Raw genomic sequence first — 19,827 nt, 5'->3', positions numbered from 1 at the left:
ACGCTCCTTCGTCGCTCCTCGACCACCGGGGTCGGCGGTCAGCGCGACAGCTCGGCCTCCTCGTCGAGGTGGCCGAGCTTGTAGGGGTTCGCGATCGAGAAGATGCGGGTGATGCGCCCGTCCTCGATCTCGAAGCTGATCGCCCCGGCGAGCGCGCCGTCGATCTCGCCGCGGATCGCCGGCTGGCCGTTCACCCAGGTCGGTCGCGCCTCGAACGGCAGGCCGAGCTTCGCGAGGCCGCCGATCAGGTACCGGGCGATCTTGTCGGCGCCCACGATCGGCCTGGGCGCCGCGCCGCGCACGAAGCCGCCGCCGTCGGCGACCGACACGACGTCGGGTGCGAGCACGTCCATGAGGCCCTGCAGGTCGCCCGAGTTGATCGCCGCGACGAACCGCGCGACCACCGCCTCCTGCTCGGCGCGGTCGACCGCCACCCGCGGCCGCCGGGCCGCGACGTGCGTCTTCGCGCGGTGGGCGATCTGGCGCACCGCGGCCGGCGTCTTGCCGACCGCGTCGGCGATCTCGTCGTACGACACGTCGAACACCTCGCGCAGCACGAACACGGCGCGCTCGGTGGGTCCGAGCGTCTCGAGCACGGTCAGCATCGCGATCGACACGCTCTCGGCGAACTCCACGTCCTCCGCGACATCGGGGCTCGTGAGCAGCGGCTCGGGCAGCCACTCGCCCACGTACGACTCCCGGCGCCGCGACTTGGTGCGCAGGTGGTTCAGCGCCTGGCGCGTGACGATCCGCACGAGGTAGGCGCGCTCCTCGCGCACCTCGGATCGGTCGACGGCGTTCCACCGCAGCCATGACTCCTGCAGCACGTCTTCGGTGTCGGCCACCGAGCCGAGCATCTCGTACGCGATCGTGAAGAGCAGGGTGCGGTGGGTGACGAACGGGTCGTCGGTCATGATGCCGAGCCTACGACCTCGGCCGCGGCATCCGTCGTCGTCGCCCTCGTCGCGAGCGGCGGCAGGGCGCACGCATCGGCGTAGCCCTCCGAGTGGATGCCGAGGGCGAGGTTCATGCGCGAGCTCATGTTCATGAAGGCGACCTTCGCCGTGAGCTCGATGAGCGCGGCCGGGCCGAGCTCGTCGAGCAGCGCCGCCGACAGCTCGTCGGTGACGGCGGGCGGGGTCTGGCTCATCGCCTCCGCGTACTCCATGACGTTGCGTTCGAGGGGCGTGAAGACGGATGCCTCGCGCCAGGCCGGCACCTGCCGGGCCTTCGCCTCGTCGAGGCCCTCGTTGTGCGCCTTGTAGTAGTTGAAGTCGAGGCACCAGCTGCACCCGATGTAGGCCGCCGTCGCCATCACGGCGTAGCTCGCGAGGTTGTCGTCGAGCTCGTCGAGCGCCTCGATCTTGCGCCCGATGCCCATCGACGCGCGCATGAGCGCGGGATGGTGCGCGAGCACGCCCATCGAGTCGGGCACCTGGCCGAGCATGCGGCGGGCCGCGACCTTCACGACCGTGCCGAAGACACCCGTGAGCTCGGTCGGCGGAATGCGGGTCTGGGTGGTCATCGTGTCCTCCTGCGGTGGTCGACGGCCGGTGTTCGGTTCCCGGAACATTCCGTCGATGCAGGTAAGACACCGGCCCGCGCTCGCGTGTGACAGGTGCGGCGAAAACTCCTCGTCGATCGTCGATCGTCGACCGGCGGCGGCCGGGCAACCGCCGCGTGCCTACTCGACCGGCGGAGCCGCCCGGTCGAGCACGATCGCCGCGGGGAAGCGGCCCAGCACCCGGCGGAAGGGCGCCTTCGCGAGGCGCTGCGCCACGGCGGCGTCGACGATGCGCGGGTGCACGAGTTCGACGTCGCGCGCCTTCCAGCGCAGTGATGCGCCGCCGGCGGCGACGACGTTGCGCGCCCAGTTCGTGTTGACGCCCCACGGCAGGCCGATCATCACGATCGCGGCGTCGATCGTCGGCACGATCGCGATCGGGGTCTCGTAGGCGGTGCCGCTCTTGCGGCCCCGGTGGCGGATCACCGCCCAGATCGGCATCCACCTCCGGCCGGCGAGCGCCCGGGCGACCGGCTCGGTCGCATGGACCAGGCGCATGGGCGGTCCGGCCGAGGCATCCTTGCCCGACCGTCGTGAGTCGGCCGGTCGTGCGGAGAGCATCTCGTTCATACCAGGGAGACGATCCAGGCCTGGCGAACGTGACATCGGCCCTTGCCGTCACACCGGGCGCGGGTGGATCGTCGTACTGACATGACCGAATTCGCAGAGCTGTGGACCGAGCACCGACGCGTGGTGCGCGACGTCGCCTACCGGGTGCTCGGCTCGGTCGCCGACGCCGAAGACGTCACGCAGGAGACGTACGTGCGCCTCCTCGCCCGCGGCGACGAACCGCTCGACGACCCGCGCGCCTGGCTCGTCACCGTCGCCTCACGGCTCTCGATCGACCGGCTGCGCGCGCACGAGCACTCGCGGCGCGCCTACGTCGGCCCGTGGCTGCCAGAGCCGATCGTGACCGACGGGCGCACCCTGCCCGAAGACCGCGTCACGCTCGACGACTCGGTGCGCATGGCGCTGCTCGTCGTGCTCGAGCAGCTGACGCCCGCCGAGCGGACCGCGTTCCTGCTGCACGACGTGTTCGACCTCGGCTTCGACCAGGTGTCGGAGGTGCTCGGGGTGAGCGTCGCGAGCGCGCGGCAGTCGGCGTCGCGGGCGCGCCGGCGCATCGCCTCGCACGGCGACGCCCGGTTCTCGGTCGACGCAGGTGTCGCCCGACGGCTCTCGGAGCGGTTCGCCCGCGCCGCCGCCGAGGGCGACCTCGACGGGCTCATCTCGGTGCTGGCGGGCGACGCGCAGGGGCACTTCGACTCGAACGGCTTCTATCCGGATGCCTCGACCGAGGTCGTCGTCGGCGCCGAGACGGTCGCGCGGCAACTGCTGCGCGGCGTCGGCGGGCGCGGCCTCGACTTCGAGACGGCCGAGGTGAACGCCGCGCCTGGCATCGTCGTGCGACGTCGCGGCCGAGTGGTCTCGGTGCTCGCACTCGAGTTCGCGGGCGACCGCATCGCGGCCATCCACGGCATCGGCAACCCGAAGAAGCTCGAGCACCTGCAGTGAGCGGCGGACCTCCTGCCGGCCCGTCCGCCTCCACCTAGACTCACCACGTGACCCACGCCTCCCCCGCACCCGCCGCCGCCACGCGATGAGCCCGGTTCCCCAGGCCGCCCGACGCATCGAGCTGACGCTGCACAAGCCGTGGTTCGCGCTCTACTGGGGCGTCAGGCCGACCGTCGTCATCGGCGGGCGCGGCCAGCCAAGCCAGTGGGGCGTCGGCACCTGGCAGGTGCCGGCCGACCGGGCGGCGACGATCGGGGTCTACCTCTACAACCGAGTGTGGCGATTCGGGTCGGCGGAGTTCGGGCTCGGGCCGGGGCATCCGGAATCGCTCGTGTACGTCGCACCGGTGCTGCCCTTCACGCGAGGGCGGATTCGCGCGCGGGAGTAGCTCGGACGGGCAGGCGGGCAGTCCGGTGCGGACTACCGCGTCGGGGAGACTGCCGAGGCGATGACCTGCGCAAGGTCTGCTGGCCGACTCCACATGGGCCAGTGGCCGGTGGGGAGGTCGACGAGATCGACGTGCGTCAGCCGGGCCACCTCGGCGAACATCGGATGCCCTGCGGCGGCCAGCTCCCGGATCTGGTCACTCGAGATGGAGCAGCACACGAGCGTGGTGGGGATGTCGAGGCGCGCGTCGTCGGTGAGGGTGACGGCCTGGCGCAGGACGGGCCCCGGCTCGGGCACGGCGCGGCGACGAAAACGCTCGAGGTCGTCGGGACTCAGCCCGTCGAGGCTGGCTTGCGCTGCGAGCGCCTCGAACGGGGGCAGGGCGAGCTCTTCGAGGTCGGCGGGGGCGTCGGGGGCGAAGACGCTGCCCGGTGCGAGCGGGCCGCTGTCGACCCAGACCACGCGGCGGACCCGTTCGGGGTGCCGGTCGAGCACCATGCTCACCGGCGCGTTCGCGCCGCTGTGCGCGACGATCACCGCCGACCGGTGGGCGGTCGCGGCCTCCTGCGCCAGCGCACGCTCGATCGCGTCGACCTGGTCGTCCAGGGTCCGTGACGACCGCTGCGCGTCCTCGGAATCGAGCCCGGGCAGGGTCATCGCGATGGCGCGGTGTCGGGCTGCACGCAGGTGTTCGACGACGTCGTCCCAGGCCCAGGCCCCCAGCCAGTGGCCGGGGATCAGGAAGATGGTCGGTTCCGTTTCAACACTCGTCATGCCTCCCACTCTCGCTGACGGCATGGACAGCTGGGTGTCACTGTTTCTGGCATGAATTGGGATGATTCACTGGTGAAGAGAGCTGAACGCCTGCATGCGCTCTCGGAGATGTTGCGCCGTCAAGGGTCTCGCGGTGCAACCGCCGACCGACTGGCTGCCGAGTTCGGCGTCTCGGTCCGCACCATCAAGCGAGACCTGGCTTCCCTCGAACGCAGCGGCGCGGCCCTGTGGTCCCGTCCTGGCCCCGGCGGCGGCTACGGGCTGTCTGAGATCGCCTCGCTTCGACCGGTGAGCCTGAGCCCCGCGCAGGCGGTCGCGATCCTGGCTGCGGTGTCCGCCGCCCCGGATGCCCCCTACTCCGACCTCGCCTCGTCCGGAATGCAGAAGATCCTCGACGTGCTCGATCCCGCCGCCCGGGCCAGAGCCCGACGACTGGCGGATCGCGTCTGGGTCGACGCGCCGGCCCCGCCGCGGCGGGCGGTCAGGTCGGCGCTCGAGGAGGCGATGACCGAACAGCGGGTGGTCCGCATCCGCTACACCTCGGCCGACGGCACGAACACCTCGCGCGACGTCGAACCGGTGCTGTTCGCATCGACCAACGGCCAGTGGTACCTGGTCGGCTGGTGCCGACTGCGCGACGCGATGCGCTGGTTCGTGGTCGCTCGAGTCCAGCAGGCCCGTGTCACCGCGATCCCGTGCACCGGACACACCGTCGACGAGATCGGCGTTCCGCCGGCCACGGCACGACCGGTGCACAGACGTGACGACTGACCGACCCGACCGACGTCTTCGGTCAGTGCACCTCACCGATCACCGGGGCGAGGCCTGCAGCCGGGCGCTCCGTCAGCGGCAGGGCGTCACCGAGGATCGGCGCGAGCGCCGAGCGCGCCGGGCCGAGGTACCGGCCGAGCTCGGGCCGGCCGTAGCGGATCGGCACGGGCGCGGTGCCCTTGGCCGGGTACATCTCGAACTCGTCGCGCACCGTGCCGAGGAAGTGCGGGCCGAGGGCGGGGGCGGCGCCGGCGATGACGACCTCCTGCGGGTCGAGCAACGCCGACATGATGCGCAGGGCACGAGACAGGGCGCGCGCGCCGAAGGCCATGCGCTCGCGCGACTCGGCGGTCGAGGCGAGCAGGCTCGTGTCGTGCTCGTCGAACTCGTCGGTGTAGGCGTCGCCGAGCATCGCGCTCATCGAGGCGGCCGACTCGAGGCATCCCGACAGGCCGCACCGGCACGTCGCCCGCGCGCCCTCGAAGACGACCCGCACGTGACCGATCTCGCCGGCCCGGCCGGTCGCGCCGGCCATGAGGGTGCCGCCGTTCGTGACGGCGGCGCCGACGCCCTCGCCGAGGTGCACGACGAGGCGGATCGCGCCGTCGGCAGCGTCGGCGGCCTCGGTCAGCGCCTCGGCATCGACGTCGTTCACGACCGAGGTCGGTGCGCCGATCGCCTCCTCGAGGAGGCTCGCGAGCGGCACGCCGAACCAGCCCAGCTGCACGCTGTCGACGACGACCCCGTCGGCCGTGACGCCGGGCACCTGCACGCACGCGGCGAGCACGCGCGACTCGGCCCCCTCAGCGCGCAGGAGCGAGCGCACGGCGTCGACGACCGCCGAGACCTCGACCTCTCCCGCGAGCTCGACCCGGTTGCTCGCGACCGTGCGCCCGGCGAGGTCGACGAGTGCGACGTCGATCGCGCGGGTCCGCACGACCGCGACCACGATGAGGTGCGTCTCGGTGTCGATCTCGAGACGGGTCGCGCGCTTGCCGCCCGTGCTCTCGGCAGGGCCGGTCTCGGTGACGAGCCCGAACTCGATGAGCTCGGCCACGAGCGACGACGCCGTTGCGGAGGTGAGCCCGGTGCGGCGCGCGATGACGGCGCGGGTGACCGGGGCCGGCTCGCGCGCGATCAGTGCGAGCGCCCGCAGCAGGTTCTCACGGCGGATCGCCGTCTGCGCGTCGAGTCCGCCCGTACTCGCGAAGCGGCGCAGGAGGTCGGACTTGCGCTGCGGGCCGGCGTTGCTCACGGTCATGGTCTCCTCGATCGGGCGAAGTGTGTCGCGGGCGGCACCCGTGATGCGGTCGCGCGGGTGACATCGGGGGGCACGAGATCATCTTGCCCCTTGACGCCTCGACGACGAATCGCATAGGTTCGAACCAACTTAGTTTACTAAGTCAACAAAGTGGGCCTGGTGCGCGGGATTTCTTCCCGTGGCGCGAGTCCCGCGGTCGGGGATTGGCCGCGGGACTCCGGCTCCGTCTGCGCGTTCCCTACCGCGATGCGTCGTGCTGCGCGCCGACGGCCGGCGGCATGCGCCGCGACATCCGAGGCCCCGAACCGTGTCACCCAGAGACAGAGTCGTCGAGAAGTTGGAGGCAATGATGCAATCGATCCGCAAGACGTTGGCCACGGCGGGAGTGTGCGCCGTCGCCCTGGCCGGGGTGCTCGTGCCGCTCCCGGCCGCGGCGGCCCCACCGGCCGGTGCCCTGCCCACGGTGAGCCCGACCCCGCAGTCGATCGATCGCGCCGGCTCCGACCTCAACGTGCCCGCGCGCGTCGAGGTCGTCGTCGACGGCGGCACCGACGCCGCCGCGCTCGCCGCACTGCGCGACACCCTCACCGCCCACGGCGTCGACCGCATCGACGAGCGCGCGAAGCGCTCGGGCACCGCCCCGCTCACGATCGAGTTGGGTGCGGCATCGCGTGGCGACATCCAGGCCGCGCTCGGCGAGACCGACGTTCCCGACCACGCAGAGGGCTACGCGATCCGCGCCGACGCCACGGGCGGTCCGCTCGGCACCGTCGCGCTCGGCGGCGTCGACGCGGCGGGCCAGTTCTACGCCGTCAAGACGCTCGAGCAGCTCTTCGTGCCGAAGGACGACGGCGGCTACCGCATCGCCGGCGCCTCGGTGAGCGACTTCCCGTCGATGCCGCTGCGCGGCACGATCGAGGGCTTCTACGGCAACCCGTGGACCCACGAGGAGCGCCTCGACCAACTCGGGTTCTACGGCGACGTCAAGGCGAACACCTACATCTACGCCCCGAAGGACGACCCGTACCACCGCGACAAGTGGCGCGACCCGTACCCCGCCGACAAGCTCGCCGAGCTCGGCGACCTCGTGCAGACGGCGACCGACAACCACGTGCGGTTCACGTTCGCCCTCTCCCCCGGCAACACCGTCTGCTACTCGAGCGACGCCGACTACCAGGCGCTCACCGGCAAGCTGCAGCAGATGTACGACCTCGGGGTGCGGGCGTTCAACATCCCGCTCGACGACATCGACTACGGTCGCTGGCACTGCGACGCCGACCGCACGAAGTTCGGTGCGCCGAGCGGCCGCACCGCCGGCATCGCACAGGCCTGGTTCCTCGACCGGGTGCAGAAGGAGTTCATCGAGACCCACGAGGGCGCGTACCCGCTGCAGATGGTGCCGACCGAGTACTACAACACGACCGACTCGGGCTACAAGACCGCCCTGCGCGCCATGGACGAGGACGTCGTCGTGATGTGGACCGGTGAGGGCGTCGTGCCGCAGGAGGTCACGGTCGCCCAGGCGCAGAAGGCCGCGACGGTCTTCGGCGGTCCGACCTTCCTCTGGGACAACTACCCCGTGAACGACTACGGCCAGACTTCCGGTCGCCTGCTGCTCGCACCGTACGACAAGCGCGAGGCCGGCCTCGGCGAGTACCTCTCGGGCATCGTCTCGAACCCGATGAACCAAGCCGCGGCGAGCAAGATCGCGATCTTCGGCGTCGCCGACTTCACGTGGAACGACGAGGCGTACGACGCCGAGCACAACTGGTCGCAGGCACTGCGATTCATCGCGAACGGGGATGCCTCGACCGCCGCTGCGCTGCGCGTCTTCGCCGACCTGAACCACCTCGCGCCGAGCTTCGGAGCGCCGTGGCAGCCGCAGTCGCCCGAGCTGAACGCCCGCATCGCGGCCTTCTGGGCGAGCTGGGAGGCCGGCGACAAGGCCGGCGCCGTCGCCGACCTGCGCGAGTACGCGGTCGCCATCGCCGAGGCGCCCGACGCGATCCGGAGCGGACCGACCGACCCGGCGTTCCTCTCCGACGCGAGCCCATGGCTCGACGCGACGACCCTGTGGGGCGAGGCGACCGTCACGCTGCTCGACGCCGTGCAGGCGAGGATCGACGGCGACGAGGCCTCCTCTGCCTCGCTCGCGACCGCAGCGAAGGCGACGGCCGCCGAGGCCGCCGCGATCGTGGTCGATCCGGCCGACAACACCTGGGGCAAGGCCAAGGTGCGCATCGCCGACGGCGTGCTCGACGTGTTCCACGGCCGCATCGGGTTCACCCTCGCGATGTGGGAGGCCGGTGACGTCGTGAACGTCGCGCCCAAGGGCACGGCGACCGCGTCGAGCGTCGAGGTGCCGCAGTTCGGCACCAAGAACGTGAACGACGACAACCTGTCGACGCGCTGGGCATCGGGCTACAGCGACGACTCGTGGGTGCAGGTGAAGCTCGCCGAGCCGACGGTCGTGCGCGGCATCACCCTCAACTGGGAGTCGGCCTGCGCGAACGCCTACGAGCTGCAGACGTCGAACGACGGCGTGACGTGGACGACGATCCGCACGGTCGACGACTCGACCTGCGCGCTCGACCTGTTCACGGTCGACGAGGCCGACCCGGTGCAGTACGTGCGCATGCAGGGCATCGACCGCAAAACCACGTGGGGCTACTCGATCTGGGAGTTCGGCATCTACGCGGCGAAGTAGCACTCCGGTCGGTCGAGCAGGCGCGCGGCGCCGTTTCGACACCGCCGGCTGAACCGGTGCCCTTCGGCTCGTGCGAGCGGAAGGGCACCGGTCGTCCGACCGCGGGTCGTCCACTCGAGCTGTGCCGGTTCCCCCTCACGATGAGGCGGAACCGGCACAGGTGGTCGGACCATGCCGGCGCCGACCTCGCGGGCCCACCGGGTCGGGAGCGGCGGCTCAGCGCGAGCGGGCGAGCACGGCTTGCAGCCGCGCCCGGCACTCCGCGACGAACTCGGGGAACGTCTCCCAGTAGTACGCGACGCCCGAGACGGCGACGCCGATCGCCCAGGCGCGGGCTCGCAGCCAGGTCGCCTCGTCGAGCTCTGCCGCCGCGAAGTAGGCGTCGCGGGCCTCGGCCGGCAGGTCCCAGACCGCCGCGTGCTCGGCGTCGGGTGCACCGACCGAGAGCGCGCCGAAGTCGATCACGGCGTGCAGGCGGCCGCCGCGCACGAGCAGGTTGCCCGGGCGCAGGTCCCCGTGCAGCCACACGGGGCCGGCCGTCGAATCGGGCAGCTCCACCGCCGCGCGCCACCATCGTTCGAGCAGGTCGATGTCGAGGTCGTGCCCGACGAGCGGTCGGCACTCGTCGAAGTAGCCGCCGATCCACCGGTCGGCATCGCGAAGGCTTCCGCCGCGGTACCAGCTGAGGTCGCCGTCTCGGGTGGCGCCCATCAGGTCGATCGCGTGCAGCTCGCGGACGAACGTCGCGAGGTCGGCGCCGAACGTCGCCCAGTCCTCGACGTTGTGCGCGTCGGGCACGGCGCCGTCGATCCAGCGCACGACGGCCCACTCCGACGGGTACTCGCCGCTCGGCTCACCCGCGTGCTCGGGCGACGGCACGCGAAGCGTCAGCCGCGGCGCGAGCCGCGGCACCCATTCCCGCTCCTTGCGCAGCGACGCCGCCTTGTCGCTCGTGCGAGGCATCCGCACCAGCAGGTCGTCGCCCAGGCGGAACATGCGGTTGTCGGTGCCGGCGCCCACCTCGACGATCGGCAGCTCGGCCCACGCGGGCCGGTCGCGGCGCAGCAGCGCAGCGACGAGCGCGGCGTCGATGTGCAGTTCGTCGTCGTGCAGGCGCATCCGCCCATTCTGCCGGTCAGCGCTCGTCGCTCGGCGCGGTCGCCTCGAACTCAGCGCAACGGCGCGTACTTCGCCGCGATGATGCCCGAGTCGTACACCTGCGTGTCGAGCAGTCGCAGGCCGACGGGATGCGGCGAGCGCAGCCGGTCCTCGGCGTTGCCGACGATGAACGGGTGGATTCCCGCGTGCACCTCGTCGACGAGCCCCGCATCGACGAGGGCGGCCGCGACATCGCCGTAGCCGTGCGAGATGATCGAGTCGTACCGGTCGAGGAGCCCGCGCACGTACTCGGCGACATCGCCCTCGATGAGGGTGCAGTTCCAGTCGAGCGGCTCGGTCAGCGTCGTCGACGCGACGTACTTCGGCAGCGCGTTGTAGTGCGCGGCGAATCCCCGTTCGTCGGTCTGCGCCGGCCAGTACTCGCGGAAGAACTCGTAGCTGCGTCGTCCGAGCAGCACGGCGTCGGCCCCGAACACGAGTTCGTCGCTCGCCCGCTGCAGCCCCGGATCGTTCTCGTCGAACCAGTGCTCCATCTGGTCGAAAGCCCCGTCGAGCGTCATTTCGAATGAGATCGTCACTTTGCCCATGCGCCCCAGCCTGCCCCGCACCCCGGTCGATGTCACGGACGGATGGCACTGAAGACCGCGACATCCCGAACGCTGTGCCGCGCGCCGGTGCCGGGATGCCTCGGACCCGCGCCCGAGGCATCCCGACGTATCATCCGGAATATCTCCCACACCGAGTCCGGCGAAGCCGTCACATTCGCACGAGGCATCCGGTCTCAGTCAGCGAGACGGCTGCAGTCCCACCCCTCCGACCGACGGGAGCCCGCATGGAGGCGAACCTCGACGACGCCCTGACCGCGTTCGAGCGCGTGCGCGGAAGGCTGTTCGGCATCGCGTACCGCATGCTCGGCAGCGCAAGCGAGGCCGAAGACCTCGTGCAGGACGCGTGGCTGCGCTGGCAGGGCACCGACCGCACGGTCGTCGACGATCCGGCGGCGTTCCTCGCGACCACGACGACGCGACTCGCGATCAACGCGCTGCAGTCGGCGCGCGCCCGCCGCGAGACCTACGTCGGGCCGTGGCTGCCCGAACCCGTCGACACGAGCGCCGATCCCACGCTCGGCGCGGAGCGTGCCGAGGCGCTCGGCTTCGCGGTGCTCGTCATGCTCGAGAGGCTCAGCCCGACCGAACGCGCCGCCTACGTGCTGCGCGAGGCGTTCGCGTACCCCTACGACCAGATCTGCGAGATCGTGCAGGTCTCGGAGGCTGCGGCGCGCCAGCTCGTGAGCCGGGCCCGCAAGCACCTCGCGGGCGACCGTCGCCGCGCGGTGCCGGCGTCGGAGCAGCGGCGGCTGCTCACCGCCTTCCTCGCCGCGGCGAAGACGGGCGACCTCGTCGCGCTCGAGCGACTGCTCGCCGAGGACGTCGTGTCGTACTCCGACGGCGGCGGAGTCGTGCGCGCATCGAAGGTGCCGGTCGTGGGGCGAGAGCGCGTGGCGAAGTTCGTGCGCGCGTTCCACACCCATTTCTGGGACGGCGTCGACCTCACCGAGGCCGAGACGAACGGTCAGCCGTCGGTGCTGCTCTCGAAGGAGGGCGCGACGTTCGCCGTGATCACGATCGTCACGGGTCGCGACGGCATCGACCAGGTGCTCTGGATGATGAACCCGGACAAGCTCGGCGCGCTGGCTTCCCGTGCCGCCTCGTGAACCGGCCGCCCGGCTTCTCGCGGCGCTGCGAACGGGCGATGACGTCGCGCTGACGGCCTGCCTGCACCGCGACGTGCGGCTCGTCGTCGACACGGGCGACGAGACGGGCGGTGAACTCGTCGGGCGCGGCAGCGTGGTGCGCGCCCTCGTCGAGCGGCTGACGAACGGGGTGGATGCCTCGCTGGAGGCGTCGCAGGTCAACGGCTGCCCGGGACTCGTGCTGCGACAGGTCGACGGCGAAGTGATCGGCGTGCTCGGCGTCGACGGCGGCGACGCGATCGACGGGCTGTGGCTGTCGACGGCGCCGTCGAAGCTCGCCCACTGGAACGGCCGGCCGACGGTCCGGTGAACGGCGCGGTCGACGGCCGGCCGACGAGATCGACCGATTCCGTCGACTCCGTCACAACCGCGCGGCGTGTCCGGTCAGAGCTGTGTGAGGGCGGCGGATCGGCCGCAGCCCGGGACGGAAGGCACCAGTCATGAAGATCGTCGTCATCGGAGGAACGGGCCTCATCGGCTCGAAGGTGGTCGAACTGCTCGCCGAGCACGGACACGAAGCGGTCGCCGCCTCGCCAGGCACGGGCGTGAACACCATCACGGGCGAGGGCGTCGCCGCGGCGCTCGCCGGCGCCGATGTCGTGGTGGACGTCTCGAACTCGCCGTCGTTCGCCGACGACGACGTGCTCGCCTTCTTCACGACCTCGACGAGCACGCTGCTCGAGGCCGAGCGCCGAGCGGGCGTCGGCCACCACGTCGCGCTCTCGATCGTCGGCGCCGAGCGCCTGCCGCACAGCGGCTACCTGCGCGCCAAGGTGGCGCAGGAGCACCTCATCGAGGAGTCGGGACAGCCGTACTCGATCGTGCGGGCCACGCAGTTCTTCGAGTTCGCGACCCGCATCGCCGACGAGGCGACCGTCGACGGCGTCGCGACCCTGTCGACGGGGCTGATGCAGCCGATCGCCGCCGCCGACGTCTCAGCAGCGGTCGCCCGCGTCGCCGCAGGCGCACCGTTGAACGGCACCCTCGAGATCGGCGGGCCCGAGCGCATCGGCCAGGACGAGTTCGTCCGCGCCGGCCTCGCCGCGAAGGGCGACGCGCGCATCGTCGTCGGCGACCCCGAGGCGCCCTACTTCGGCACGAAGCTGCGCGGCACCGAGCTCGTGCCCGAGAGCCCCGGCGCCCGGTTGTCGACCCTGACGTTCGCCGAGTGGCTCTCGGCCCAGGCGGATGCGCCGGCGCCCGCGAAGTAGCCGTCGGGCGCGGCGGCTGAGCCCGGACTCACCGATCCCGGCCCTCGTCGGCGCCCCCGGCGCCGTCGTTCTTCAGGAAGGCGAGCACCGCCGCCACCCGCCGATGCACGCCGGACTCGGGCAACCGCAGCTTCGTGAAGATCGCGTTCACGTGCTTCTCGACGGTCGAGGTCGAGAGGAACAGCGACTGCTCGATGCCGGCGTTCGTCTTTCCCGCGGCCATCTCGCGGAGCACCTCGAGCTCACGGGCCGAGAGCCGCGCCAGCGGGCTCGATGCCCCTGACGCCGTGCGGCGGCGCACGAGGGTGTCGACGATCTGCGGGTCGATCACCGAACCGCCGGTGCACACCTCTCGGAGCGCGTGCACGAGGTCCTCGAGGTCGCCGATGCGATCCTTCAGCAGGTAGCCGAGGCCGGCCGAGCCGTCGGCGAACAGGGCGAGCGCGTAGCTCTCGTCGGCGTGCTGCGAGAGCACGACCACCCCGGTCGAGGGCGACGACGCACGGATGGCGTGCGCGGCCTCGATGCCCTCCATGTGGTGGCTCGGCGGCATCCGGATGTCGGTGAGCACCGCATGCGGCGCGAGGCGGCGCACCGCATCGAGCAGCTCGGTGGCGTTGCCGACCGCGGCGACCACGTCGACCTCGCCCGAGTCCTCGAGCAGGCGCCGCAGTCCCTCCCGCACGAGGTAGTTGTCCTCGGCGATCACGACGCGCAGCACGCCCGGGTCATCCATGCACGCCTCCCTGCGCCGCGGGCGGCTCCTCGCCGGCCACCCCGTCGACCGGCAGCTCCACGAGCACGGTCGTGCCGGAGGGTTCGCGTGCCGACACGCGCACCGTCCCCCGGAGTGCGGCGACCCGGTCCCGGATGTTCGCGAGCCCGCCGTGCGACACCGGCTCGGCGCCGCCCGCCGGCGCCCCGATGCCGCGACCGTCGTCGCTGATCGAGATGCGCAGATGCCCGTTCGACCGTGCGAGCACCACCGTCGCGTGCATCGCGTCGGCGTGCTTCGCCGTGTTCGCGAGCGCCTCGCGCACGACGTAGTAGGCGGTCGTCTCGACATCCTCGGGGTACCGCTCGGCGCGCACCGCGGCGTCGGCGTCGACCGAGAGCGCGATCGGGTACCGCGCGACACCCGACTCGACGGCGGCGACGAGCCCGTTGTCGCTCAGCACGGGCGGGTGGATCCCTTGCGCGAGCTCCCGCAGGTCGGTGAGCGTCTCGCGGGCCTGGTCCTGCAGTTCGGTGAGCTCGGCCGGGGTGAGTTGACCGCGCTCCAACCGGTTGCGGGCGAGGCGCAGCCCCGCGATCTGCGCCACCACGTTCTGCTGGATGCCGTCGTGCAGGTCGCGTTCGAGACGCCGGCGCTCGTCGTCTTGCGCAGCCACGAGCCGCTCCCTCGAGGCGGTCAGCTCTTCGAGCTGCGCCGCGAGCTGCGCCGTGAGGCGCACGTTCGCCACGGATGCCGCGGCCTGGCCGGCGACCGTGCGCAGCAGTGCGCGCTCGGCGTCGTTGTAGTCGCCGTGGTGTCGCGGCCCGACCTCGATGCTGCCGAGGGTCTCGTCGCCGCGGACGAGCTCGGCGGCGAGCGCCGGCGAGGCGGCTCCCCCGTCCTCGCCGGCGACGCCGAGCGGTTCCGCGTCGAGCCCGCCGTCGCCCGACGCGAGCCGGATGCGCACCCACGAGGCATCGAGGCCGTCGCGCACCGCCTCGGCGAGCCGGTTCAGGAGGTCGCGGGGCTCGCCCGCCTCCTCGAGGCGCGCACCCAGTTCGCTGAGCAGTTCGAACTGCCGCTCGCGGTCGCCGAAGAGCCGGCGGTGGATCCAGCGCTGCATCCACGTGCGCACCGGCAGCAGCGCGATCGCGACGAGCGCGGTGATGAGCACCGCGGGCACGACGCGCAGCCGACCCGACAGCAGGATCGCCGGCGTCGCGACCGCGATGCCGTAGAAGACCGTGATGAGCAGGTTCGACGAACGCGAGACGGCTCGCCCGCGGTCGTCGGGGGCGACGTCGAAGGCGCCGTAGCGGAAGATGCCGTGCACGGCGACGATCGGGATGGCGATGAGGGTCGCGTAGACGATCACCTCGCCGACTCCGGGCCACGGCAGCACCGGCCACAGGAGGAACGCCGCAGCCGAGGCCACGACGGTGATCGCCATCGATCGAGTGCGGGCACGCACCTCGGGCGCGCCGAACAGCGCACGCGAGCCGAGCACCGCGAGAGCGAGGAGAACCGCGGGCCACGACTGGACGAAGACCGCGTACACGAACGGCGCCGCCCACTCGAGCCACGGCACGGCGTACTGGTTCGGGATGCCGTCGCCCGAGATGCCGATGTAGGGCGACATCACGAGGTGCGGCGAGGTGAGCAGCGTCAGCGGCCCCACGAGCATCGGCATCCAGAGGAAGGCGACGACGACGCGCTGCCAGCGCCGCTCGGGCACGCCGTCGGGGAACGTCGCGAAGACGATGAGGAACGCCGACGTGGCGGCCGCGTCGGCCGTCAGGCCGATCATGTTGAAGAGCGGGAACCACGGCTCCACGATGAGCTCGATGTTGCGCTGCACGAACGTCTCGTAGGCCGAACCGACGAGGATGGCCGTCGCCGCGAGCGCGATGAGCACCGCCGTGCGCGACCTCGAGACGGTGAGCAGCCACAGGCCCAGCACGAAGAGCGGCACGGCTCCGAGGATGGGCCATGCGAGCCCGTGGTCGGCGTCGGCCTCGACGAAGCCGCGCTGCACGACGATGTAGACGAGCGCGGCGACCCCGATCGGGCCGAGCGTCGCGAGACAGACCCACCTGCGGTTCACGGTTCCATCGTCCTCCTGTCGGGCATCGCGCGGGAGGGGGCGGTCCGTACCCGCCCTTGGGGGCCAGCCTCCATCCGGCGTGCGGTGCACCGCCACGAGGCATCCGGCCCGCCGTGTTCCGGCGCCGCCCGCACTCCGCGACCGTCGAAGGCGAGCGGATGCCGCGGACCGGCGCCGCACGAAGGAGAAGGCATCATGCGCAAGCTGTACTCGGGCCTCGCCTGGACCGTCGCGGGCGCCGTCGTCGTGCAGGCCGCGGCGATCGCGTTCGCGTTCGGCGGCATGCTCAATCTCATCGCCGAGGGCGGCGTCGTCGACAAGGCGCTGCTCGAGAGCTTCCAGGCCGGCGGCGTCGGCGAACTCGGCTTCATGATCCACGGGCTCGTCGGGGGCCTGCTGATCCCGCTCGTGGCGCTCGCCCTCGTGATCCTGTCGTTCTTCGTGCGCGTGCGCGGGGCGAAGCTGTGGGCGGCGCTCACGCTCGGGCTCGTGGCGCTGCAGGTGACGCTCGGCTTCGCGATCGTCGGCTCGCCCTACCTCGGACTCATCCACGGGGCGAACGCGCTCGCGATCGTGGTGGCGGCCTCCGTCGCCGCGCTGCGCGTGCGCCGGGCGCGACTGGCCGATCGGGCGAGTGCCGACGCCGCGTCGGGGTCTCGCTCCGAGGGGGCGAGCACCGATGCCGTCGCGGCGTGACCTCCTGCGGTGCGCCGTCGTCGGCGTCGCGGTCGCGACCGCGCTCGGCGCCGGTGCGCTCGCGTGGAGCTCCACGCTGCTGGGCGAGTATTCCGTCATGGGCATGGGCTCGGGAGGTACGACCGGCGGAGCCGGGCACGCGGGCCACGGCGGGCAGGGCGCCGCGGCGGGCGGCGCCGCCGAGGCATCCGGCCTGCTCGACACCGTGAGCGTGACCGACCTCGCCGCCGACCCCGACCGCCCGGCCGACGTGCGCGTCGAACTCGTCGCCCGGCAGGGCACCGTCGACGTGCCCGGCGGCCGGTCGATCGAGGGCTACACGGTGAACGGCACGTCACCGGGGCCCGAGATCCGCGCCAGGCAGGGCGACCTCGTCGAGGTCGTGCTCGTGAACGAGTCGGTGGCCGACGGCGCGACGCTGCACTGGCACGGCATCGACGTGCCGAACGCCGCCGACGGCGTCGCGGGCATCACGCAGGACGCCGTGCCCGTCGGTGGCCGCCACGTCTACCGGTTCGTCGCGGCCGACGCCGGCACCTATTGGTACCACTCGCACCAGGTGTCGCACGTGCAGGTCGAGCGGGGACTGCTCGGCGCGATCGTGATCGAACCGGCCGAGCCGGACGGGCGGATCGCCGCGCCGACCGACGGCTCGCCGCTCGACGTCACCGCGCTACTGCACATCTACGGCGGCCAGCACACCCTGAACGGCCGCGTCGCCGACGAGCGCGTCTCGGCGCCGCCCGGTTCGACGGTGCGGGTGCGCGTCGTGAACACCGACCAGGGCACCGCCGCCGTGTGGGCGGGAGCACGGTTCCGCGTCGTCGCCGTCGACGGCCACGACGTGCACGAGCCCGGCGAGATCGAGGGGCAGCGCGTGCTCGTACCGGCGGGCGGCAGGGTGGATGTCGCGGTGCGGGCGCCCGACCGCGGCGCTGTGCGGCTGCACGTGGGCGGCGCCCGCAGCATCGTCATCGGCGACGCGTCCGCCGAGGCATCCGCCCCGCCGGTTCGCCAGCCGTCGACGAGCCTCGACCTGCTCGCCTACGGAACGCCGGAGCCGCTCACCTTCGACGCGGCCTCGCCCGACCGCAGCTTCGACTACGTGATCTCACGCCGCTTCGGCATCATCGACGGCCGCCCGGGCATCTTCTGGACGATCAACGGCCGCATGTTCCCCGACGTGCCCATGTTCGAGGTCGCCGAGGGCGACGTCGTCGCGATGCACGTCCGCAACGACTCGGGCGACGTGCACCCCATGCACCTGCACGGCCACCACGTCGTCGTGCTCGCGCGCGACGGGGTCGCCGCCTCGGGCAGCCCGTGGGTCGTCGACACCCTCGACGTGCACCCCGGCGAGACGTACGACCTCGCCTTCGTCGCCGACAACCCCGGCATCTGGAGCGACCACTGCCACACGCTCCCCCACGCGGTCGACGGGCTCGTCGCGCATGTCATGTACGAGGGCGTCACGACGCCGTTCACGATCAACGGCGAGGCGGGCAACCGGCCCGAGTGACCGCGGGCGCGCTTCTCGCGTGCCCCGGGGTGCCGGGCGGCGGCGGGCGGCGCCTGGCGGCTGGCGGTGAATCCGTTGCGTGTCGCGGCCGACATCGCGGGCGGTGCCCCGGTCGACGGCCGCGGGCGCCGTGGGTTGCCGGCCCTACAGCGCTCCGGTCGCGGGCTTCTCGACGACGCGCCCGCCGCCCTCGAACACGAGCAGGCGGTCGGCGAGCTTGTCGACGAAGAACCGGTCGTGCGACACCACGACCACGGCGCCCGGGAAGTGCGTGAGCGCGCGCTCCATCACCTGCGTCGAGGTGATGTCGAGGTGGTTCGTCGGCTCGTCGAGCACGATCACGGCCGCGCCCGAGAGCAGGCACTGGGCGATCGCCACGCGCGCCCGCTGGCCGCCCGAGAGGTTGCCGATCTTCTGCTGCAGGTCGGCGTCGGAGAACTGCAGCATCGCGAGGAACCGGGCGACGCTCTTCTTCGTCGCCGTGAACGCGAGCGAGTCGGGGTAGGCGTTCACGGCGTGGCCCACGGTGTCGGTCAGGTCGAGCTCGGCGTAGACCCGGTTGTACGACACGAACCGCGCGCCCTTCGCCCAGCGCACCGAGCCCGCGTCGGCCGCGGCATCCTCGGTGAGCACGTCGAGCAGGGTCGACTTGCCCGAGCCGTTCGAACCGATGATCGCGACCCGGTCGCCGCGTTGCAGGTCGAACGACACGCCCTCGAAGAGCGGGTCGCCGCCGAAGCCCTTCGTCAGCCCGGTCACGGTGAGCAGGTCGTTCGAGACCTTGAGCCCGTCGTAGATCGAGGTGATGATCTGGTCGATGGGGCGGGGCGCCTGCCGCTTCTTGATGTCGGCGAGCCGGCGCGCGACGGCGTTCGACGGGTTGCGCGCCGCCTCGCGACGGGCGGACGCGGCGGCCTGCTCGTACGCGAGCAGCTCCTCTTCGTGCGCGAACTGCTTCTCGAGCATCTTGAGCCGCGACTGCTTGGCGTGCACGTAGGCCGAGTAGTCGCCCTCGTACTCCTGCAGTCGATAGTTCTCGATCTCGATGATTCGGTCGACGACGCCGTCGAGGAACTGCCGGTCGTGCGACACGACGAGCACGGCGCCCGCGAACGTCTGCAGCCAGTTCTCGACCCACTTGACACCGTCGAGGTCGAGGAAGTTCGTCGGCTCGTCGAGCAGCAGCACGTCGGGCGCCTGCACGAGGATGAGCGCGAGCGCCGCCCGGTTTCGCCATCCGCCCGAGAGCCGATCGACCGACAGGGCGCGCCGCTCGTCGTCGAAGCCGAGCCGGGTGAGCACCGTGTCGATCGTGGTCTCGTAGGTCCAGCCGCCGATGTGGTCCATGCGCTCGAACAGCTCGCCCTGCTCGGTGAGGAGGCGCGTCATCTCGTCGTCGCCCATGGGCTCGGCGAGCGCGAGCCCGATCTCGTCGAGACGGGCCTGCGTCTCGTGCACGTCGGCGAAGTGGGCGCTCAGGGTCTGCTGGATGCTCTGCTCGCCGTCGAGCTCGGAGAACTGCGAGAAGTACCCGATCGTCGTGCCGAGCGTGACGTCGCGCGTGCCGCCCGACGGCTCGCGGCGGCCGAGCACGACCTCGAGCAGGCTCGACTTGCCGGTGCCGTTCTTGCCGATGAGCCCGACGCGGTCGCCCTTCTTGAGCTTCAGGAACGCCTCTTTCAGCACGGGCCGCCCGTCGAACTCGATGCTCACGTCATTCAGGCGGATCAG

General features: G+C 71.9%; 19 protein-coding genes. 9 read left to right on the top strand and 10 right to left on the bottom strand.

The annotated features are described in order from the left end of the window. Nucleotides 1-38 precede the first annotated feature (38 nt). From ACFWGP_RS11945 to ACFWGP_RS11935, 3 genes are all read right to left on the bottom strand, one after another. On the bottom strand, nucleotides 39-914 hold the full coding sequence (locus ACFWGP_RS11945; RefSeq protein ID WP_231431932.1) for an RNA polymerase sigma-70 factor: 876 nt from the start codon (nucleotides 912-914) through the stop codon (nucleotides 39-41). Beyond that, entirely contained in the window at nucleotides 911-1,525 is a 615-nt protein-coding gene (locus ACFWGP_RS11940; RefSeq protein ID WP_275506356.1) for a carboxymuconolactone decarboxylase family protein, read from the bottom strand. The genes ACFWGP_RS11945 and ACFWGP_RS11940 overlap by 4 nt, the downstream gene beginning before the upstream one ends. A gap of 159 nt (nucleotides 1,526-1,684) precedes the next feature. Further along, a complete protein-coding gene (locus ACFWGP_RS11935; RefSeq protein WP_231431934.1) occupies nucleotides 1,685-2,134 on the bottom strand; it encodes a nitroreductase family deazaflavin-dependent oxidoreductase in 450 nt (149 codons plus the stop codon). 81 nt (nucleotides 2,135-2,215) lie between these two features. Here ACFWGP_RS11935 and ACFWGP_RS11930 point away from each other — a divergent pair, with 81 nt between their 5' ends. Beyond that, on the top strand, nucleotides 2,216-3,079 hold the full coding sequence (locus tag ACFWGP_RS11930) for a sigma-70 family RNA polymerase sigma factor (protein ID WP_376931007.1): 864 nt from the start codon (nucleotides 2,216-2,218) through the stop codon (nucleotides 3,077-3,079). Between the two features lie 85 nt (nucleotides 3,080-3,164). Then, entirely contained in the window at nucleotides 3,165-3,467 is a 303-nt protein-coding gene (locus ACFWGP_RS11925) for a hypothetical protein (protein ID WP_376931006.1), read from the top strand. Nucleotides 3,468-3,499: 32 nt separating this feature from the next. Here the strand turns inward: ACFWGP_RS11925 and ACFWGP_RS11920 are convergent, their stop codons facing one another. Then, nucleotides 3,500-4,240 (bottom strand): alpha/beta fold hydrolase, encoded by a 741-nt coding sequence (locus tag ACFWGP_RS11920; RefSeq protein WP_376931053.1) that lies wholly within the window; start codon nucleotides 4,238-4,240, stop codon nucleotides 3,500-3,502. 72 nt (nucleotides 4,241-4,312) lie between these two features. Here ACFWGP_RS11920 and ACFWGP_RS11915 point away from each other — a divergent pair, with 72 nt between their 5' ends. Continuing rightward, nucleotides 4,313-5,011: a YafY family protein gene (locus ACFWGP_RS11915; protein WP_308191666.1), complete on the top strand. Its 699-nt coding sequence runs from the start codon at nucleotides 4,313-4,315 to the stop codon at nucleotides 5,009-5,011. A 22-nt stretch (nucleotides 5,012-5,033) separates the two neighbouring features. On the opposite strand, the gene ACFWGP_RS11910 is transcribed toward ACFWGP_RS11915, so the two are convergent. Next, nucleotides 5,034-6,272 (bottom strand): ROK family transcriptional regulator, encoded by a 1,239-nt coding sequence (locus ACFWGP_RS11910; protein ID WP_275506352.1) that lies wholly within the window; start codon nucleotides 6,270-6,272, stop codon nucleotides 5,034-5,036. Between the two features lie 346 nt (nucleotides 6,273-6,618). Between ACFWGP_RS11910 and ACFWGP_RS11905 the strand changes: the two genes are divergently transcribed. Then, nucleotides 6,619-8,979, top strand: a complete 2,361-nt coding sequence (locus tag ACFWGP_RS11905; RefSeq protein WP_231431938.1) for a beta-N-acetylglucosaminidase domain-containing protein — start codon at nucleotides 6,619-6,621, stop codon at nucleotides 8,977-8,979. 216 nt (nucleotides 8,980-9,195) lie between these two features. On the opposite strand, the gene ACFWGP_RS11900 is transcribed toward ACFWGP_RS11905, so the two are convergent. Together ACFWGP_RS11900 and ACFWGP_RS11895 are read right to left on the bottom strand one after the other, a co-directional pair. Beyond that, nucleotides 9,196-10,098 (bottom strand): aminoglycoside phosphotransferase family protein, encoded by a 903-nt coding sequence (locus ACFWGP_RS11900; protein ID WP_376931005.1) that lies wholly within the window; start codon nucleotides 10,096-10,098, stop codon nucleotides 9,196-9,198. A 50-nt stretch (nucleotides 10,099-10,148) separates the two neighbouring features. Further along, the gene (locus ACFWGP_RS11895; RefSeq protein WP_231431940.1) at nucleotides 10,149-10,685 is read right to left on the bottom strand and encodes a dihydrofolate reductase family protein; all 537 of its coding nucleotides are present in this window, start codon (nucleotides 10,683-10,685) and stop codon (nucleotides 10,149-10,151) included. Nucleotides 10,686-10,930: 245 nt separating this feature from the next. Here ACFWGP_RS11895 and ACFWGP_RS11890 point away from each other — a divergent pair, with 245 nt between their 5' ends. From ACFWGP_RS11890 to ACFWGP_RS11880, 3 genes are all read left to right on the top strand, one after another. Further along, on the top strand, nucleotides 10,931-11,812 hold the full coding sequence (locus ACFWGP_RS11890; RefSeq protein ID WP_231431941.1) for an RNA polymerase sigma-70 factor: 882 nt from the start codon (nucleotides 10,931-10,933) through the stop codon (nucleotides 11,810-11,812). Further along, complete coding sequence (locus ACFWGP_RS11885; RefSeq protein WP_376931004.1) at nucleotides 11,799-12,161, top strand: hypothetical protein; 363 nt, start codon at nucleotides 11,799-11,801, stop codon at nucleotides 12,159-12,161. The genes ACFWGP_RS11890 and ACFWGP_RS11885 overlap by 14 nt, the downstream gene beginning before the upstream one ends. Before the next feature lie 130 nt (nucleotides 12,162-12,291). After that, nucleotides 12,292-13,062 (top strand): SDR family oxidoreductase, encoded by a 771-nt coding sequence (locus ACFWGP_RS11880; protein ID WP_231431943.1) that lies wholly within the window; start codon nucleotides 12,292-12,294, stop codon nucleotides 13,060-13,062. 28 nt (nucleotides 13,063-13,090) lie between these two features. On the opposite strand, the gene ACFWGP_RS11875 is transcribed toward ACFWGP_RS11880, so the two are convergent. Both ACFWGP_RS11875 and ACFWGP_RS11870 read right to left on the bottom strand, forming a co-directional pair. Then, nucleotides 13,091-13,798, bottom strand: a complete 708-nt coding sequence (locus ACFWGP_RS11875; protein WP_231431944.1) for a response regulator transcription factor — start codon at nucleotides 13,796-13,798, stop codon at nucleotides 13,091-13,093. Next, nucleotides 13,791-15,881 (bottom strand): ATP-binding protein, encoded by a 2,091-nt coding sequence (locus ACFWGP_RS11870; RefSeq protein ID WP_376931003.1) that lies wholly within the window; start codon nucleotides 15,879-15,881, stop codon nucleotides 13,791-13,793. The genes ACFWGP_RS11875 and ACFWGP_RS11870 overlap by 8 nt, the downstream gene beginning before the upstream one ends. A 195-nt stretch (nucleotides 15,882-16,076) precedes the next feature. Here ACFWGP_RS11870 and ACFWGP_RS11865 point away from each other — a divergent pair, with 195 nt between their 5' ends. Next, nucleotides 16,077-16,577, top strand: a complete 501-nt coding sequence (locus tag ACFWGP_RS11865) for a hypothetical protein (RefSeq protein ID WP_376931002.1) — start codon at nucleotides 16,077-16,079, stop codon at nucleotides 16,575-16,577. Continuing rightward, entirely contained in the window at nucleotides 16,561-18,096 is a 1,536-nt protein-coding gene (locus tag ACFWGP_RS11860) for a multicopper oxidase family protein (RefSeq protein ID WP_376931001.1), read from the top strand. The genes ACFWGP_RS11865 and ACFWGP_RS11860 overlap by 17 nt, the downstream gene beginning before the upstream one ends. A 144-nt stretch (nucleotides 18,097-18,240) precedes the next feature. Here the strand turns inward: ACFWGP_RS11860 and ACFWGP_RS11855 are convergent, their stop codons facing one another. Continuing rightward, on the bottom strand, nucleotides 18,241-19,809 hold the full coding sequence (locus tag ACFWGP_RS11855; RefSeq protein WP_376931000.1) for an ABC-F family ATP-binding cassette domain-containing protein: 1,569 nt from the start codon (nucleotides 19,807-19,809) through the stop codon (nucleotides 18,241-18,243). Between the last annotated feature and the right edge of the window lie 18 nt (nucleotides 19,810-19,827).

Source organism: Agromyces sp. NPDC127015 (assembly GCF_042725165.1).
GTDB lineage: Bacteria > Actinomycetota > Actinomycetes > Actinomycetales > Microbacteriaceae > Agromyces > Agromyces chromiiresistens.
The sequence above is the reverse complement of the archived record's forward strand: the minus strand, read 5'-3'. Positions and strand labels throughout refer to the sequence as shown.

What these genes read in the sequence shown, in the direction of transcription:
- ACFWGP_RS11935 (WP_231431934.1), bottom strand. Translation starts at nt 2,134, where the DNA reads ATGAACGAGATGCTCTCCGCACGACCGGCCGACTCACGACGGTCGGGC.
- ACFWGP_RS11865 (WP_376931002.1), top strand. Translation starts at nt 16,077, where the DNA reads ATGCGCAAGCTGTACTCGGGCCTCGCCTGGACCGTCGCGGGCGCCGTC.
- ACFWGP_RS11945 (WP_231431932.1), bottom strand. Translation starts at nt 914, where the DNA reads ATGACCGACGACCCGTTCGTCACCCACCGCACCCTGCTCTTCACGATC.
- ACFWGP_RS11890 (WP_231431941.1), top strand. Translation starts at nt 10,931, where the DNA reads ATGGAGGCGAACCTCGACGACGCCCTGACCGCGTTCGAGCGCGTGCGC.
- ACFWGP_RS11930 (WP_376931007.1), top strand. Translation starts at nt 2,216, where the DNA reads ATGACCGAATTCGCAGAGCTGTGGACCGAGCACCGACGCGTGGTGCGC.
- ACFWGP_RS11925 (WP_376931006.1), top strand. Translation starts at nt 3,165, where the DNA reads ATGAGCCCGGTTCCCCAGGCCGCCCGACGCATCGAGCTGACGCTGCAC.
- ACFWGP_RS11920 (WP_376931053.1), bottom strand. Translation starts at nt 4,240, where the DNA reads ATGACGAGTGTTGAAACGGAACCGACCATCTTCCTGATCCCCGGCCAC.
- ACFWGP_RS11880 (WP_231431943.1), top strand. Translation starts at nt 12,292, where the DNA reads ATGAAGATCGTCGTCATCGGAGGAACGGGCCTCATCGGCTCGAAGGTG.
- ACFWGP_RS11940 (WP_275506356.1), bottom strand. Translation starts at nt 1,525, where the DNA reads ATGACCACCCAGACCCGCATTCCGCCGACCGAGCTCACGGGTGTCTTC.
- ACFWGP_RS11860 (WP_376931001.1), top strand. Translation starts at nt 16,561, where the DNA reads ATGCCGTCGCGGCGTGACCTCCTGCGGTGCGCCGTCGTCGGCGTCGCG.
- ACFWGP_RS11875 (WP_231431944.1), bottom strand. Translation starts at nt 13,798, where the DNA reads ATGGATGACCCGGGCGTGCTGCGCGTCGTGATCGCCGAGGACAACTAC.
- ACFWGP_RS11900 (WP_376931005.1), bottom strand. Translation starts at nt 10,098, where the DNA reads ATGCGCCTGCACGACGACGAACTGCACATCGACGCCGCGCTCGTCGCT.
- ACFWGP_RS11905 (WP_231431938.1), top strand. Translation starts at nt 6,619, where the DNA reads ATGATGCAATCGATCCGCAAGACGTTGGCCACGGCGGGAGTGTGCGCC.
- ACFWGP_RS11910 (WP_275506352.1), bottom strand. Translation starts at nt 6,272, where the DNA reads ATGACCGTGAGCAACGCCGGCCCGCAGCGCAAGTCCGACCTCCTGCGC.
- ACFWGP_RS11895 (WP_231431940.1), bottom strand. Translation starts at nt 10,685, where the DNA reads ATGGGCAAAGTGACGATCTCATTCGAAATGACGCTCGACGGGGCTTTC.